The sequence below is a fragment of the Brevibacterium sp. JSBI002 genome (assembly GCF_026013965.1).
In the GTDB taxonomy this organism is placed as follows: Bacteria; Actinomycetota; Actinomycetes; order Actinomycetales; family Brevibacteriaceae; genus Brevibacterium.
In genome coordinates, this window is sequence record NZ_CP110341.1 from 3,400,721 (window position 1) to 3,416,493 (window position 15,773).

Sequence of the window (15,773 nt, forward strand, 5' to 3'; positions counted from 1 at the left end):
CGTCGTGCCGCCTCGGCGCTTCTTCGTCTCAGTATGCCGCTCGGCAACCTCCGTGACGGCGACGGGCTCCACTGCACTCGGGCAGAGTTGGATTGTTGGGGCGATCCGCGGCGATCTGAGCGCGGATAACACCGTGGATCGACCCAACAATGCCGTCAACCGCACGTGCGCAAGGAGGACAGAGCCTCCTCGGCGAGACCACGGCCTCCTGCACGAGGAGGACGGGACTTCCTCAAGGGGACCAGGTCCTCCGTTGCGAGGCCTCAGCCGCCGGCAGCGAGCTCAGCTCACGGGCTGGTCGTAGACGTGGCGGCGGATCCAGGAGTGCATGGTGATCGCGGCGGCGGCTGCGGCGTTCATCGACCGCGTCGACCCGTACTGCGCGATCGAGAGCACGTCCCGGCTCGCCTGATGCGCTTCCTCGCTCAGTCCCGGCCCTTCCTGCCCGAACAGCAGCAGGCAGCGCCGAGGCAGGTCGTAGGTCTCCAGCGGCACGGAGTCCGGGAAGTTGTCGATGCCCAGCAGCGGTACGTCGTTCTCGGCGCACCAGCTGAGCAGGTCGTCCACACTCGGATGGTGGATGACGTGCTGGTACTTGTCGGTGACCATCGCTCCGCGCCGGTTCCAGCGGCGTTTGCCGACGATGTGCACGGCGGCGGCGTTGAAGGCGTTGGCGGTGCGCACGACCGAACCGATGTTGAGATCGTGCTGCCAGTTCTCGACTCCGACGTGGAAGTCGTGCCGCGAATCATCGAGATCGGCCACGATCGCATCGTGCTTCCAATACCGATACTTGTCGACGACATTGCGCCGATCGCCCTCGGCCAGCAGCTCCGGATCGAAGTGCTCGCCCACAGGCCAGGGGCCGGTCCACGGACCGACCCCCACCTGCGGTTCAGCGCTTTCGGTCACTTGTCGTCGCGGGAATCATCCGCCGACTTCTCGTCCTTTTCGTCTTTCCCGCCGGACTTCACGTCTGACTTATTCGTGCCGGATTCCTTCGCCGAGGCGGCCGCCGACTTCTCGTCGTCTGCGGCGTCCGAATCGGCATCATCCGCATCATCGGCGCTCGAGTCCGACTTCGCAGATCCCTTCGCCGAGGTGGCGGCACCGACCTTCTGCGCGCGCTTGCTCATCTTCACGGTCTTGCCGCCGCGTCCGCCTCCGGACAGCACCGAGCGCACGTACGCGCCCGAGGCCAGAGCATGGAGGATGACGGCGAGGACCAGAGCGATGCCGGCGGCGACGAGGCCCTCCCACCACTCGGCCTGTCCGGCGAAGGAGCGGCCGGCGATGCCCAGCGGCGAGGTGAACGGCGTCCACGACAGCACCTTCGCGACGGTGCCCGAGGGTCCGATGAGGACCGGAGCGAAGAAGCCCGCCACGGTGATGACGCCGATGATCGTGAGGAAGGTGGCGCGAGCCTTGGAGCCGACGACGGTCGAAGCCCAGACGAGCAGCGCGAACACCGACCAGGCGGTGAGCAGCAGGGCCAGCGCGAACCAGCCGAGGCCCGGCAGCATGGCGAACGCCAGAGACGTCTTGCCCGACAGCGAGAGTCCGAGCTCGGTGATGACGGCTGCTGCGACGAGGTGGACGATGACCAGGGTCAGCATGCCCGTGATCCGACCCGAGGCCGAGGCGCGAGGCGGGATCGTGGCTGCGATGATCTCGGTGATCCGGTTGCGCTTCTCCAAGCGCAGGTTCTGATACAGCGCAGTCCCCAGAGTGGCGACGACGAGCAGCGACAGCGCGACCATCCCCCACAGCAGCGGGGTGGCCACGGCACCGTCGACGGCCGGGGTCTCGAGCAGCGTCGCCTCGGTCTTCGGCGCAAGCTTCTCGAGCAGGGCATCGGGCTGCTTGTCGAGGGCGATGATCGTCGGCTGTCCCTGACCGCTCGGGTCCTGGATGAATGCGGCGTCGACTTTGCCCTCACGCACGAGCTTCTCGGCGGCGGGGGCGTCCTTGGCGTCGGTGATCTTCACACCCAGCTGCTGTTCGTACATCGCCGCCTGCTCGCCGACTCCGACCATCGCCATGGTCGGGGTGCCCGAGTCCTTCTGCACGTCGGCGACGATTCCGGAGATGATCGCGGCCAGCACGCCGAGGATGATCACGGCGGCCGTGACCAGGAAGTAGGGGCTGCGCATGGCCGTGGTGGACTCACGGTTCGAGACGAGCCATGCGGCCTGACGGTTGCCGACATCGACGAATTCCGAGACCAGTCCGGTCTCCGGCAGCTCGTCGGGATCGGGGGTGTCCTCGGCGAGTTCGAAGGGAACGTCGTCGAGGCCGGCGGTGGCGCCGGACTCGACCGTTTCCTTCGCAGCTGGAGCCTTCGCGTCGGTGTCCTTCTTCGCCGAGGCGGCCGACCCCTTGCTCGCCTCGGCGGCGGTCGCCTCGTCGTCCGAGTCGCCCTCCTCGGCGGTGGTCTCGTCTTCGATCACATCGTCGTCGACGGGCACACCGAGGTCGTCGATGCCTTCGCCGGCCGTGCCCTTGGACACGAGCGGTTCCGGGGACTCGTCATTCGCACCATTGTCTTTGCGCGCCATTACAGAGCCTCCTTGTACTGCTCGGCCAGTGTCGGGCGGACACTTTCGAAGTTCTTCACATTCTTCAGCTCGGCCACGGCAGCCGCGGCTGACTTCGCATCTTTCGCGCGGAAGCTCACCGCAGAGCCCTCGCGTCCGGCGGTCTTCACATCGCTGATTCCCGTTCGGGATTTCAGCGCCGAGGCGGCCGCCTCGGTGTTCGTAGACTCGACGCGGTAGTGCGGGTCACCGAGCAGCTTCTCGACGCTGCCCGAGGCCGTCACCTTCCCCTGGTTCAGGATGACAACGTCATCGGCGAACGTCTGTGCGGCCTCCCAGTCGTCGGTGGCCAGGATGACAGGCACTCCCGAGGATGCATGGGCCCGCAGCAGGGACGTGACCAGGCGCAGCGAGGCGGCGTCGAGGCCGGCGAAGGCATCGTCGATGACGACGACGTCCGGGTCGGCGGCCAGGGTCGCGGCGATGTCGACGCGGGCGATCTCGGCCCCGGAGAGGTTCTTCAACGGTGCGTAGCCGCGGTCGGCGAGCTCGAGGTGGCCGAGCAGGGTCAGCGCATTCCGTTCGGCCGCGCCCAGGGTGATCCCGTGCAGGCGGGCGAGGTAGACGATCTGGTCGAGCACGCGCATGTTCGGGTATCCGCCGCGTTCCGCGGGCAGATAGCCGAAGTTCTGCCGGTCGCCGAAGTCGAGTTCGAAGTCCTCGAGTTCGATGGTGCCCTCATCAGCGGCGATGAGGCCCATGATGATGCGCACCAGTTCGGTGCGGCCCGCCGAGCGGGTTCCCACGATTGCGGTGATCCGGCCCGCCTCGGCGGTGAAACTCACCTCGTCCAGATATGTCCGCTTCCCTTTGCGGAGGGAAACCTCTTTCAGTGTGAGCACGCGTCATCCTTTACATCAAACAGTTCTTGGGGAGTGTCTCATCTATCGTGTTGAAATAAGAGACTTGTTTCAAACCACGTCCTCGATTTCGACAGAATTGCCAGTCGAGTCCCAGGTCGTGATCGGTGAGCCGAGTTCGCCGAGGCGGCACGGTTTCGCCCCGCCTCGCCGAGGCGGGTCTCAGTCGAGTCCGAGATCCGCGGTCGTCAGCGCGGTCAGGTACGGAATTCCCGTGGCTTCGACCCGTTCCTTGGCGCCGGTGTCGCGGTCCATGACCACGGCCACGGCGACCACCTCGGCGCCGGCTTCCCTGAGTGCTTCGACGGCGGTGAGCACGGACCCGCCCGTCGTCGAGGTGTCTTCGACGGCGACGACGCGCTTGCCTTTGACATCGGGGCCTTCGACGCGACGGGACATTCCGTGCTTCTTCGCCTGCTTGCGCACGACAAAGGAGTCGATCGGGGTGCCCCGGACCACGGAGCGGTGCATGACCGCTGTGCCGACGGGATCGGCGCCCATGGTCAGGCCGCCGACGGCGTCGACCTTGTCCAGCAGGCCGTGGGAGTCGAGCAGATCGAGCACCACGTCACCGATGAGCGGAGCCGAACGATGATCGAGGGTGACCCGACGCAGATCGAGGTAGTAGTCGGCCTCCTTGCCGGAGGAGAGGGTCACCCTGCCGCGCACCACGGCGAGTTCGTCGATGAGGTCGAGCAGTTGTCGGCGAGTGTCAGTGCTGTCGGTCATGGTCTCCAGTCTAATGCGCGGGTTTCGGGCGACCGTTCAGCGCCGTCTCAGCGACGGCGGCGGATGCGGACGTGACAGACGGCACAGATCTGGAGCGTGAGGATTTCGTCGCGCCTGCTCCTGTACCGACGCTATAAAGAATCAACACACCTTTCGACTCTCGACTACAGTGAGTTGTAGAATGTCAACAACACCGCGCAACCCAGCCGGTCAAGTGCTTTCAGGAAGGACGTGAGCAACATGGGTTTCATCGCATATCTCATCCTCGGACTCATCGCCGGAGCCATCGCTAAGGCGATCCTGCCCGGCAAACAGGGCGGCGGCTTCTTCGCCACACTGATCCTCGGCGTGATCGGAGCCATGCTGGGCGGCTGGCTCGGCGGCATGATCTTCGGCGCCCAGATGGACAAGTTCTTCTCACTGTCGTCGTGGCTCTGCGCGATCGGCGGCTCGCTTATCGTGCTCATCGTCTGGGGTCTCATCACCGGACGTTCGAAGAGCAAGGCCGACTGACCCGTCGGCAACGGCACAGAAAAAGGTGGATAGCCCAGGTTCAAACATGGGCTACCCACCTTTTTCTGTGCCGTTCACGTGCTGCGGCGCATCACCCGTGCGGCCGCATTGGCGATCATGTCGCGCAGCCCCGGCGCCAGGCCGGTGACCCCGTCGACTCCGGTGACGGATTCGGTCAGGCGAGCCGAGACCGCCGCCTCGTCGAATCCGCGGACGGTCTCGTTCTCAGCCATCGGCTTCTCAGCCATCGGCGGCCTCCTCGTCGACGAATACGTCCTCGACGGTGACGTCGATCCGCAGTGCGGGCGGTCGCCGCCGACCTCGAATCCACCGAAGGGGTCTCGGCTGCCCAGGTGATCCTGCGGGGCACCGCGCGGAGCCCGGAGCCGCTTCACTTCGGACCCGCTGGTGCAGTCCTCACGTCGGCGGCTGCGAAGAACGGCTGTGAATGACAAGAACCCCGGGGCGCGTAATCGCGACATCCCGGGGTCCTCGCAGCACTCCCCTCGAGTACCCGGACGCATCCCCATACGTCCGTTATGTCCACCCGATCCCCACCGGGCGAACACATTAATTTGACCACACTTTCGTGTCGCTTGTAAAGAATCTCACGCTCCGTCTTGAATCCTGTCGGGCTCTATAGCATAGAAGCGATCAGAATAAAACCCCTGGTCACAGGCCCAGCTCCAGGTAGTTCAATCCTCAACTCAGATGTGACGCTCCTGCCGAAAATTGCATATAGGTCACATCCCACGGGTGCGGGCGAAGGAGAATCCGGTCGACCCCCAGCGCATGAGCGGGCGCGGCACCACCGGAGCGACGAGCGCGGCCAGACGGTATCCCCACCCCGGCACCGAGACGACCTTGCCCGCCCGCGCATCACGCAGCGATTCCCGCACCACCTGATCGACGCTGAGCCAGATCAGGCCGGGCCCCGGACGCTCCACGCCGAGGCGGCTGTGGAATTCCGTCCGGATGAAACCGGGCAGAACGGCGGTGACCGTAACCGGGCTGCCTCTGAGTTCCCCGGCGAGCGCCTCGGTGAAGACCAGAGTCGACGCCTTCGAAGCGGCGTACTGTCCCATTGTCGTCACCGCCGCCAGCGAGGAGACATTGATGATGCCTCCGCGACCGCGGGCCCGCATGCGCCGAGCCGCCGCCAGCGACAGCTCCCTCACCGCCCCGGCGAGCACCCGATCGAGCGCATCGAGCTCGGCAGCGTCGGTATCCAGCAACGTCCCTGGCAGACCGAAGCCGGCGTTGTTGATGAGCACGTCGATCGGCTGCGTTTCGATGATCTCGTTGACCGCGTCGATACCGTCACGGGTCGACAGGTCGGCCACGGCCGCCTCGGCGTGGATGTTCTGCGTGGTTCGCAGCTGCGCAGCCAAGCTCTCCAACCGGGCCTCATCCCGGGCGACGAGGACGAGGTCGTAGCCCTCGGCGGCCAGGGTGCGGGCATAGCCGCGTCCCAGCCCGGAGCTCGCTCCGGTGATGAGGGCACGCGGCCGCGGACTCATACCGCGCCTTGACCTCGGCGGACGGTCAGGGACTGCACGGCCGTGCCGATGGGACCGTCGACATCGCTGAGCACGCTCGTCGTCTGCCCCAGGCCGGTCGGCCCGAAGGCAACCTTCGTGTCGAAGCCGACCCAGCCGGCCCCGGGCACGCGGGTGAGGTGGATGGAGAGGTCGACGTTCGGGAAGAAGGTCGTCTTCGGATCCTCGCGAACGGCCAGGCCATTGGCGGTATCGACGAACTTGACGAAGGCCGCGGTCGGCGGGTCGATCTCGCCGTCGACGAGAGGATAGGGACTGCGCACCCAGGACTGTGCGCGGCCCGGATGAGCGTCCGCTCCTTGACGCCCCTCGAGCGACGCGATGAAGCCACCACCCCAGCGGCCGGTGAACGGGACCTCGGGCACTTCGGACACGGGCGGCATCGGCGACCATTCGTCGCCGGCGACTGCCTCGGTGTCGGAGGCCTGCAGCCGCCACACTCGAGCGGTCACGCTGGTGCGCTCCCCGTGGCGCATATGCGCTTCGACGAGTTCGATGGTGCGGCCGGGACGGACGACGTTGACGTCGATGGTGAACTCACCGGAGTGGATGACGCCGAGGACGTCGAAGGTCACCCGGGAGATGAGCTTGTCGCTGGGCAGTCTACGTTCGATCTCGGCGAGCACCATCCCCGAGGCGGGCGCGAGATGCTGCTCGCCGGGCTGCCATGCGCCCTGGCTGTGCAGCGTCGAGACGAGGCGGTCCTCGGACAGCCGCACATAGTAGGAATCCGGGTAGGCGGCACCGTCGTGGCCGAGGTGTTCATTGGGAGCTTCAGGCATGGTCCCGATTCTATCGAGCCGCCCCGCCTCCAGTTGGCGCAGGGGCGGTGCGCGCACCCTCCCGTGCGGCTCCGGCAGATCCTCGCCGAGGCGGCCCACCCTAAGCCGTCGACACCGCGCTTTCACCTCCGGCGCGGACGGCTTAGGGTGGGAGGGTGAGAATCGCTACGTGGAATGTGAACTCGATCCGTGCCCGCCACGACCGCATCGGGGCCTGGCTGGATCGTTCGGATGTCGATGTCCTGGCCATCCAGGAACTCAAGTGCAAGGACTCGCAGTTCCCCGAGGAGCTGTTCACCGAGCGCGGCTACGAGGTCAGCTATCACGGCCTCAACCAGTGGAACGGCGTGGCCATCGCCTCGCGAGTGGGACTGTCCGACACCGAGATCGGGTTCAAGGACATCCCTGCCTTCGGCTCGGAAGAACCCGTCGTCGAAGCCCGGGCACTGTCGGTGACCTGCAACGATGTTCGCATCTACTCGCTTTATGTGCCCAACGGCCGCGAACTCGATCACCCGCACTACGGCTACAAGTTGGAGTGGTACAAGGCGCTGACGGCCGATATCGCCGCTCAGCTGAGCGCCGAACCGGAGAAGAAACTCGTCCTCTGCGGTGACTTCAACGTCGCTCCACTCGACGAGGACGTCTGGGACATGGCCGAGTTCGACGGCGCCACCCACGTCTCAAATGCCGAACGCGCCGCTTTCGACGATCTGCTCGGAGCCGGCCTGACCGAGGTCACTCGACAGTTCACGCCCGGACCCGGCGTCTACACCTTCTGGGACTACCAGAAGCTGCGCTTCCCGAAGAAGCAGGGCATGCGCATCGACTTCCAGCTCGCCTCGCAGGCATTGGCGAAGACCGCGACCGCCGGTGAGATCGACCGTGAGGAACGCAAGGGCAAGGGCGCGTCCGACCACGCTCCCGTCATCGTCGACTACGACGTCTGAGCCTTCCCGCCTCGGTGATTTCGGACTGCCGTCTCACCTTTCGGCACCCCGGCGCAACTTCAACGTCGAAGCCATAGACATCTCCCCTCTCTTCTGGTGAAGTTGAATCAGGAGCTAGGAAGGTGACGAGGATGTCAGCAACTGTCCGCGAATTGGTCGACGAAGCCTACGACCGGCGTGAGTCCACCTGGAGAGCCGCCCTCGAGACGGTCAACGACTGGGTCGAGTCCGTCCGTGCTCCATCCGCACTGCTCTCCGGGGATCGAGTGCGCGTCGTCGACGGTCGGATCAAGGATCGGCTGCGCACGGGCGAGAAGCTGCGCCGCAAGCTCGCCGATGCCAACGATGAGATCCACGAATCCGTCGAGGTCGAGAACCAGGTCATCGATGTCGTCGGTGCCCGCGTCGTCTGCCGCACCGAACGCGAACAGTCGGCCCTGTGGGAACTGCTCACCGCGGTGGGTGACGATACGAACCTCTCCGTTGCCGAGGTGCGCGACTATTCCGCGACCCCGAAACCTTCTGGGTACCGTGGCCGCCACCTCATCGTCGAGGTTCCCTTCGATTCCGAGCCTTCCGTCCTCGTCGAACTCCAGCTGCGCACGATCATGCAGGACGCGTGGTGCGTGCTCGCCGAGGAGCACCTGTTCAAGCCCGGTCAGGCCCTGAAATCCGATGCTCAGCAGGAGCGGCTGTCGGTGATCCTCGCAGGGCTGATGGCGCAGGCCGATTCCGTTGCCGGCTATATCGCCGATGATGTCGGCGCGTATCTGGGCATGGGCAATTCCGCCCCTCCCCGAGCCTTCGCCGAGGCGGACGAGCCGACCGATCCGGCCATCGAGGTCACCATCCGCGAACTCAACCACTCCTATGTCCTCGCTGCAGACGAGGTAGGCCGCCACGGCATCATCCGCCTGGAGACTCTCGGGCTGACTCCCGACAGCCCGGAGCGCTCCGCCTTCCCCCATCCGGGCGACAAGCTGCAAGTGCGCATGGACGAGTCGAACAACACCCGCTACTTCATTCCCGTCGGCCACGACGGCTGACCGGCGGCGCAGCGGCCCGGCCTTTCTGCGCTCGGTCGCGGTCGACGCACCTGAGTCCGCCGCCACAGGCACGCCTGCGGACCCGACAGCCCAGCAACCGCCGCACCGACTAGACTTGCGTCCCATGGGAAAGAAGTCGAAGCGCTCCAAGGAAGAACTCATCGCCAAACGCCTCGCCAGGGCGCAGGCCACGGCATTCGTCGCACGTCCGTTCGCGGACCTGCCGTTCGAAGCCGACCTCATCTGCCTGCGTGAGCTCGTGCCCGCGGCCACCGCGACCGCGAAGCTCACCGAGGAATACGGCGGCCACGAGGTGACCATCACGTCCCTGCTGCCCGCCGCTTGGCAGGCCTGGCGTCGCGACGACGGTGAGATCCTGGCCGGAATGCAGGTGCCCGTGTCCTCGACCGACGCCTCCCGCGACGTCGCCCGCGGCCTGCTGGCCGCCGTCGACGCCGAGCCCGGCACCTCCGTCGAGGCGACGACCGAACCAGGTGAGGGCCCGCGTCTGCAGGACATCCTCGACACCTCTCACCCGTTCGACGTCCGCGTACTCGAGAACTTCGACTACTGGGCCCTGCCCGAAGCCGAGTCCGATGCCGACGTCGCCGCCGCCCTCCAGCAGGCCAACGACTCCGTGGCTCCGACCGAGAAGCTCGCCTCCGTCGACTCCGCCTATTGGACCGAGATGTCCGGCCGCACCTACGTCCGCTGGGCCCGCCCCGAAGGTGAGGACCGCGTCGTCGATGCGATGGCCCGCCTGCAGGCCGAGAACGCCAACGACCTCGGCGGAATCGGCACCTTCCTCGGCTACTTCCGCGCCCACGGCATCATCGTTCCCGTCTGGGAACTCGAGTTCGGCACCCAGGTCGACGACGTCGAAGAGCCCATCGCCGCGTTCGGCAAGCGCCTCGACGAAGCGCTGAACACGACCGAGCCGATGAGCACCGAGGCCCGCCGCGTCCGCTCGGGCATCGTGTCCCGCCAGCTGACCATCCACTGATGTCCGTCACCACTCCGTCACCGAGGCGGGACCCGAGAAAGGGTGCCCCGCCTCGGTGATGGTGACGGACAGGAGAACCGACATGAGCGCACAGCCGCACCCCGCCCCCGAGGCAGTCGCCGCCATCATCCCCGCGATGAACGAATCCCAGCGGATCGGTGCCACCGTCGCTGCGGCCAAGCAGATTCCCGGGGTCGACATGGTCCTCGTCGTCGACGACGGATCGGTCGATGACACGGGACCCCTGGCCCGCCGGGCCGGCGCCGAGGTCATCACGCACCCGAAGAACAAAGGCAAGGCTGCGGCCATGATGACCGGAGCCTTCGCACTGCGCAATCGGGAGATCTCCGACGCCGATCCGGGCGTCGACCCACACCACCGGGCGCTGCTGTTCATCGACGGCGACCTCGAAGACTCCGCCATCAACACCGCTCCCCTGGCCGAGCCTGTGCTCGCTGGTCGGGCGGACATGACGATCGCGATCCTGCCCGCACAGAAGCGCAAGGGCGGAGGCTTCGGCTTCGTCGTCGGACTGGCGAAGAAGGGCATCGCCGAACTCTCCGGATTCGACGCCACCCAGCCGCTGTCGGGCATGCGCTGTCTGTCGCGAGAGGCCTTCGACGCGGCCCTGCCGTTCGCCGCCGGATGGGGCGTCGAGGCGGCCATGACCATCGACGTCGTGGGCGCCGGTCTGCGCGTGGAAGAGGTCGAATGCGACCTCCACCACCGCGTCACCGGTCGCGATCTGAAAGCGCAGCTGCACCGCGCAGCACAGTACCGCGACGTCGCCCGCGCGATCCTCGTCCGCCGCCTCCGCGCGAAGCGGAATGGCGGGACGCCAGGCGGCGTCTCCTCCGCCCCCGCCGATTCCGGGTCTTCCGAATCCACGCAGAATTCCTCCGATCCACACAAGGAGACCGGCAAGTGAGCCTCAACCGTTTCGCGTACCTCGGCCCTGAGGCCACTTTCACCGAGGCGGCCCTGCTCAGCTTCCTCGACTCCCGGAACCTGCGCGCCGAGGCCACGACGCACCCGATGCGCAATGCCCCTTCGGCGCTCGACGCGGTGCTCGAGGGCGACTGCGATGCCGCGGTCGTGCCGATCGAGAACTCCCTGGAAGGCGGTGTGCCCGCCACGATCGATGCGCTGACCGAGAATGGGCGTCTGCAGATCATCGCCGAGGTGGTCGTGCCCGTCCGCTTCGTCCTCGCCGTCAAACCCGGCACCACCAGGGAGGAGATCTCCTCCTTCGGTTCGCACCCGCACGGCGAGGCACAGGTGCGGGCGTTCATGAACGAGAACTTCCCCGAAGCCGTCTACCTGCCGACGTCCTCGACTGCCGCGGCCGCCCGGGATCTGGCCAATGACGCCGGCGACCATATGGCTGCCGTCTGCCCGGCGCTGGCCGCGCAGCGCTACGGACTCGAGATCGTCGCCGAGGACATCGGCGACCGCAAAGACGCCGTCACCCGATTCGTCGTGGTCACCCGCCCGGGTCCGCTGCCCGCTCCGACCGGGGCCGATAAGACGACCATCGTCGCGGCCCTGCGTTCGGACCGTGCGGGTTCGCTGCTCGAACTGCTCGAACAGTTCTCCAGCCGCGGGATCAACATGTCTCGCATCGAATCCCGGCCGACCGGTGACGGGCTGGGCCTCTACCAGTTCTCGATCGACCTGCTCGGACACATCCATGAGGCACGGATGGCCGAGGCCCTGCAGGGTGTCCACCGGGCGGCCCTCAAGCTGCACTTCCTCGGCAGCTACCCGAGCTCTGACGGAGCAGTGGTGCCGATCGACCCGACGACGACGGACGAGTCATTCGCCGCAGCCGCCGATTGGCTGGAGAAGACCCTCCACGGCTGATGGTGCAGTACTGCTGACTGTCTCGGTTCATCACAGAGTGCGGTGATTGCATCGGACTGCCGCCCGCCTGCCCCTCTTCTCACCGGGAACGTCTGCAATACTGAGGTCTACTGGTAAGTAAGTGTGCGCAGATTGTCAGAATCCGCCGCCCGTTGCGGACAATCTGCGCACACTTAACGTCGGTTCAACGGCCGACAGATGCGACAGAGGAGTCGACGATGAGTTCTTTCAACAGCACGGGCCCGTCCCGCTCATCCGATGATGGCGGCGACAGCTCCGCGATGGGAGATCCTTCCGCCCCGGGCCGCCCATCCCCCGATGCGATCATCGTCGGGGCCGGACTCGCCGGACTCGTCGCAGCCCACGAACTCACCCAGGCCGGTAAGCGGGTACTCATCCTCGATCAGGAGAACCGCGCCAACCTCGGCGGACAGGCGTTCTGGTCCCTCGGCGGGCTCTTCCTCATCGACTCCCCCGAACAGCGGCGACTGCGCATCCACGATTCGCTCGAGCTCGCCAAAGACGACTGGGCCACCTCGGCGGGCTTCGACCGCGACGAGGATCATTGGCCCCGGAAATGGGCGGAGGCCTACCTCGAGTTCGCCGCCGGCGAGAAGCGCCAGTACCTGCGTGACCTCGGCTTACGCCTGACCCCGATCGTCGGCTGGGCCGAACGCGGCGGGTCCGGGGCGGGTGAACACGGCAATTCCGTGCCCCGTTTCCACCTCACCTGGGGCACCGGCCCCGAGGTGGTCCGAGTCTTCCGTGAACCGGTCGAGACCGCGGAGGCCGCGGGACTCGTCGAGTTCGCCTTCCGTCACCGCGTGGACGAACTCATCACCGAGGATGGAGCCGTCGTCGGTGTCCGCGGGCGGACGCTCGCCCCCAGTCACACGGCCCGCGGAGTCGAATCGAACCGCGACGAAATCGCCGACTTCGAACTCCGGGCACCCGCCGTCATCGTCACCACCGGCGGCATCGGGCACAATTTCGATCTGATGAAGAAGTACTGGCCGGTCGACCGCCTCGGCGAGTTCCCGGATACGATGCTCGCCGGAGTGCCCGCTCATGTGGACGGGCGGATGCTGCAGATCGCCGAGTATGCCGGAGCCAGCCTCATCAACCGGGACCGGATCTGGGCGTACACGGAGGGCATCGAGAACTGGAATCCGATCTGGCCGGGGCACGGGATCCGCATCATTCCGGGACCGTCGTCGATGTGGTTCGATGCCGAGGGCAATCGGTTCCCGGCACCGAACTATCCGGGCTTCGATACGAATCGGACGATGCACACGATCCTTGAGACCGGGAACGACTATTCGTGGTTCGTGCTCAACGAGTCGATCATCCGCAAGGAGTTCGCGCTCTCCGGTTCGGAGCAGAACCCGGACCTCACGGAGAAGGACATTCGGATCACGCTCGATCGCGTGCGCTCCTCCGACGCTCCGGGACCGATCGAGGCCTTCAAGAAGTACGGCTCCGACTTCGTCGTGGCCGAGACCACCGAGGATCTGGTCGCGGGAATGAACGCGCGCTCCCGCGGACCGGTCATCGATCACGACCATCTAGTGGAGCAGATCCAGCAGCGGGACCGACAGACCGAGCATGCGTTCTCGAAGGACGCGCAGGTCCAGGCCATCCACAATGCGCGGTCCTACCTCGGCGACAAGATCGTGCGTGCGGTCAAACCACACAAGATCCTCGACCCGGCACACGGTCCGCTCATCGCGGTGCGTCTGAGTCTGCTTTCGCGCAAGACCCTCGGAGGGCTGGAGACGAACCTCGACGGGCAGGTGCTGGCGGGATCCGGCGAGACGATTCCGGGCCTCTACGCGGCCGGCGAGGTCACCGGTTTCGGGGGCGGCGGAATGCACGGGTACAACGCACTCGAGGGAACGTTCCTCGGTGGTTGCATCTTCTCCGGCCTCCGCGCCGGACGCGCTGCCGCAGAGCAGGCGGGCCGTGCGGTGGCATCTGGGCGACCGGAAAGCGGGTCTGCACAAGGCGAAGGAGCGCACTCGTGACCAGCTGCACGCAGTCAGATCTCACCGTCTTAGTCACGGGCGGCACCTCGGGAATCGGTCGAGCCGTCGCCGAGGCGCTGGCGGCGAAAGGCTGCACGGTGCTGGCAACCGGCCGAAACCCCGACCGCATCTCCCCCGCCGATCGGATCCCCGGTGTCCGCTATCTTCCGCTGGATCTCGCCGATCCCGACGGCCCCGACCGGCTGGCCGCGGAGCTCGAGGAGCTTGGCCTGCTCAACGGCATCGATGTGCTCATCAACAATGCCGGGGAGAGCCAGTCGGGTCCGTTCGAAGAGCTGCCGGCCGAGGCCATCGAACGGCTCTTCCGCACGAATGTGTTCGGCCCCGTTCGATTGAGCCAACTCATACTGCCCGGAATGCGTGCTCGGCGGGCGGGGCGCATCATCATGGTCGGGTCGATGCTCGCCAGCTTCCCCTTGGCCCACCGCAGTTCGTATTCGGCGGCGAAGGCGGCTCTGCGCGCTTTCTCCACGGCGGCTCGGCAGGAGCTCTCGCCCTTCGGCGTGTGGGTGAGCACCGTCGAACCGGGATCGATCGCCACGGGCATCGGGTTGCGGCGGACGAAATACCTCGACGACGGTTCGCCCTATACGCAGGACGTGACGACGATGCTCGAGCATCTCGATGCCAACGAACGCGGCGGCATTCCGGCCGAGAAGGTTGCGGCCACGATCGTCGATGCGATCATCGCGCCGAGGCCGCGGGAGTTCTACGCCGTCGGCAGCAGAGCACCGCTGCCGTTCCTGCTGGGGCGTGCGCTTCCCCGCGAGCTCATGTCGAAGATCGTCGCCGCCCAGCACGGCCTCAAGCGGTGAGCGTCTCAGTCGCCGGGTCCGGAGGATTGCTGTACCGCTGATGTCAGGCTGAAGCGCTGAAGCTGGCCGCCCGACCTGGCGTCCTACTGCAGGCGGGACGGAATGAGGTGCTGCGTGGTGGAGATTCCGAGTACCCGCTGCTGCCGCGACAGGTTGTAGGTCCGGTCCGACTGCAGGTACTTGACGAGGAAGAGCTTCGCTCGGTCCCCGCGCTTGAACACGCCCTTGATCCTGAGTCCGAGCTTCGCCGCGAACAGCGCTTTGTCCTTCGCCACGCCTTCGATGACGACTTGGTCGTAGCCCATCCGCGCGAAGTGCGTGACGATCGCCTCTTTGAGCCGGTACGGAATCGGGTCGCCGATATTGAAGGGTCCCGCCGCCGACGGCACGTCGAGGCAGGCGAGCGCGGCCCGCACCACATTGTCGACATGCGTCAGGGTGAGCTTCTGCCGACCGCCGCCGGCCAGCCGCAGCACACCCTTCTTAGACAGCCTCGACAGTAACGGCATGAGCATCGTCTCCCCCGGACCGTAGACGGCCGCGGGACGCAGGATCGCGGCATCGGGGCGGATCCTCATGATGAGCTGCTCGGCGAGTGCATGAGTGCGCGAGTATGCGTCGGCGAAGTCGTTGGGGTCCTTCGGCCCGGCTTCCTCCCACAACTCGGCGTGGGGTTCGGACTCGGAATACACCGTCGTCGAGGACACGTGGACGATGCGGGCCTTCGGAAACGCATCGAGGACATGACGTGTGCCCGTCACCTTCACGTTGTAGAGGGCGTCGTCATCGGCACTGACGGAGGCGATTCCGGCACAGTGGAAGACCGCGGTCACATTCTTGGCCAACGAGGTCACCGAGGCGGACGCGGGTTGGGTGATGTCCCAGTGCTGGAAGTTCACTCCGGGGATCTCGGGATCTCGCCGGCACAGCGCGTAGACCGTGTCGTCCCGATCGGCGAGCGCCCGTGCAATGGCACCACCGATGAAGCCGCTGGCTCCGGTCACTATCACC

16 protein-coding genes are annotated in these 15,773 nt (G+C 66.3%); 8 read left to right on the top strand and 8 right to left on the bottom strand.

The genetic code is table 11. The features are described 5' to 3' along the window. Positions 1-282: 282 nt before the first annotated feature. The 4 genes from LJ362_RS15370 to pyrE all read right to left on the bottom strand — a co-directional run bounded on the left by LJ362_RS15370 (position 283) and on the right by pyrE (position 4,186). Positions 283-912 carry a TrmH family RNA methyltransferase gene (locus tag LJ362_RS15370; protein ID WP_264799894.1) on the bottom strand — a complete coding sequence of 210 codons (630 nt, stop codon included), beginning with the start codon at positions 910-912 and terminating at the stop codon, positions 283-285. After that, entirely contained in the window at positions 909-2,558 is a 1,650-nt protein-coding gene (locus LJ362_RS15375) for an ABC transporter permease (protein ID WP_264799895.1), read from the bottom strand. Before LJ362_RS15375 ends, LJ362_RS15370 begins: the two co-directional genes overlap by 4 nt. Then, on the bottom strand, positions 2,558-3,439 hold the full coding sequence (locus tag LJ362_RS15380; RefSeq protein ID WP_264799896.1) for an ABC transporter ATP-binding protein: 882 nt from the start codon (positions 3,437-3,439) through the stop codon (positions 2,558-2,560). The genes LJ362_RS15375 and LJ362_RS15380 overlap by 1 nt, the downstream gene beginning before the upstream one ends. A 180-nt stretch (positions 3,440-3,619) precedes the next feature. Next, positions 3,620-4,186, bottom strand: a complete 567-nt coding sequence (gene pyrE, locus LJ362_RS15385) for an orotate phosphoribosyltransferase (protein ID WP_264799897.1) — start codon at positions 4,184-4,186, stop codon at positions 3,620-3,622. A 240-nt stretch (positions 4,187-4,426) separates the two neighbouring features. Between pyrE and LJ362_RS15390 the strand changes: the two genes are divergently transcribed. Next, positions 4,427-4,699: a GlsB/YeaQ/YmgE family stress response membrane protein gene (locus LJ362_RS15390; protein WP_264799898.1), complete on the top strand. Its 273-nt coding sequence runs from the start codon at positions 4,427-4,429 to the stop codon at positions 4,697-4,699. 74 nt (positions 4,700-4,773) lie between these two features. Here the strand turns inward: LJ362_RS15390 and LJ362_RS15395 are convergent, their stop codons facing one another. The 3 genes from LJ362_RS15395 to LJ362_RS15405 form a co-directional block, all read right to left on the bottom strand. Then, a complete protein-coding gene (locus tag LJ362_RS15395) occupies positions 4,774-4,947 on the bottom strand; it encodes a hypothetical protein (protein WP_264799899.1) in 174 nt (57 codons plus the stop codon). A 495-nt stretch (positions 4,948-5,442) separates the two neighbouring features. Then, a complete protein-coding gene (locus LJ362_RS15400) occupies positions 5,443-6,219 on the bottom strand; it encodes an SDR family NAD(P)-dependent oxidoreductase (RefSeq protein WP_264799900.1) in 777 nt (258 codons plus the stop codon). Continuing rightward, positions 6,216-7,040 (bottom strand): thioesterase family protein, encoded by an 825-nt coding sequence (locus LJ362_RS15405; protein ID WP_264799901.1) that lies wholly within the window; start codon positions 7,038-7,040, stop codon positions 6,216-6,218. The genes LJ362_RS15400 and LJ362_RS15405 overlap by 4 nt, the downstream gene beginning before the upstream one ends. Positions 7,041-7,195: 155 nt before the next feature. Here LJ362_RS15405 and LJ362_RS15410 point away from each other — a divergent pair, with 155 nt between their 5' ends. The 7 genes from LJ362_RS15410 (at position 7,196) to LJ362_RS15440 (ending at position 14,762) form a co-directional block, all read left to right on the top strand. Beyond that, on the top strand, positions 7,196-7,990 hold the full coding sequence (locus LJ362_RS15410; protein WP_264799902.1) for an exodeoxyribonuclease III: 795 nt from the start codon (positions 7,196-7,198) through the stop codon (positions 7,988-7,990). 131 nt (positions 7,991-8,121) lie between these two features. Next, positions 8,122-9,036, top strand: a complete 915-nt coding sequence (locus LJ362_RS15415; protein WP_264799903.1) for a GTP pyrophosphokinase family protein — start codon at positions 8,122-8,124, stop codon at positions 9,034-9,036. 124 nt (positions 9,037-9,160) lie between these two features. Next, a complete protein-coding gene (locus LJ362_RS15420; RefSeq protein ID WP_264799904.1) occupies positions 9,161-10,039 on the top strand; it encodes a DUF5926 family protein in 879 nt (292 codons plus the stop codon). Positions 10,040-10,121: 82 nt separating this feature from the next. Next, entirely contained in the window at positions 10,122-10,967 is an 846-nt protein-coding gene (locus LJ362_RS15425) for a glycosyltransferase family 2 protein (protein WP_264799905.1), read from the top strand. Next, complete coding sequence (gene pheA / locus LJ362_RS15430) at positions 10,964-11,902, top strand: prephenate dehydratase (RefSeq protein WP_264799906.1); 939 nt, start codon at positions 10,964-10,966, stop codon at positions 11,900-11,902. Before LJ362_RS15425 ends, pheA begins: the two co-directional genes overlap by 4 nt. A gap of 281 nt (positions 11,903-12,183) precedes the next feature. Then, entirely contained in the window at positions 12,184-13,926 is a 1,743-nt protein-coding gene (locus LJ362_RS15435) for an FAD-binding dehydrogenase (protein ID WP_264801864.1), read from the top strand. Continuing rightward, positions 13,923-14,762: an SDR family oxidoreductase gene (locus tag LJ362_RS15440; RefSeq protein WP_264799907.1), complete on the top strand. Its 840-nt coding sequence runs from the start codon at positions 13,923-13,925 to the stop codon at positions 14,760-14,762. The genes LJ362_RS15435 and LJ362_RS15440 overlap by 4 nt, the downstream gene beginning before the upstream one ends. Before the next feature lie 83 nt (positions 14,763-14,845). Here the strand turns inward: LJ362_RS15440 and LJ362_RS15445 are convergent, their stop codons facing one another. After that, positions 14,846-15,766, bottom strand: coding sequence for an NAD-dependent epimerase/dehydratase family protein (locus LJ362_RS15445; protein WP_264799908.1), 921 nt, complete (start codon positions 15,764-15,766; stop codon positions 14,846-14,848). Between the last annotated feature and the right edge of the window lie 7 nt (positions 15,767-15,773).

Coding starts and splice junctions, on each gene's coding strand:
- LJ362_RS15395 (WP_264799899.1), bottom strand. CDS start 4,947: ATGGCTGAGAAGCCGATGGCTGAGAACGAGACCGTCCGCGGATTCGAC.
- LJ362_RS15425 (WP_264799905.1), top strand. CDS start 10,122: ATGAGCGCACAGCCGCACCCCGCCCCCGAGGCAGTCGCCGCCATCATC.
- LJ362_RS15420 (WP_264799904.1), top strand. CDS start 9,161: ATGGGAAAGAAGTCGAAGCGCTCCAAGGAAGAACTCATCGCCAAACGC.
- LJ362_RS15405 (WP_264799901.1), bottom strand. CDS start 7,040: ATGCCTGAAGCTCCCAATGAACACCTCGGCCACGACGGTGCCGCCTAC.
- LJ362_RS15390 (WP_264799898.1), top strand. CDS start 4,427: ATGGGTTTCATCGCATATCTCATCCTCGGACTCATCGCCGGAGCCATC.
- LJ362_RS15415 (WP_264799903.1), top strand. CDS start 8,122: ATGTCAGCAACTGTCCGCGAATTGGTCGACGAAGCCTACGACCGGCGT.
- pyrE (WP_264799897.1), bottom strand. CDS start 4,186: ATGACCGACAGCACTGACACTCGCCGACAACTGCTCGACCTCATCGAC.
- LJ362_RS15375 (WP_264799895.1), bottom strand. CDS start 2,558: ATGGCGCGCAAAGACAATGGTGCGAATGACGAGTCCCCGGAACCGCTC.
- LJ362_RS15400 (WP_264799900.1), bottom strand. CDS start 6,219: ATGAGTCCGCGGCCGCGTGCCCTCATCACCGGAGCGAGCTCCGGGCTG.
- LJ362_RS15435 (WP_264801864.1), top strand. CDS start 12,184: ATGGGAGATCCTTCCGCCCCGGGCCGCCCATCCCCCGATGCGATCATC.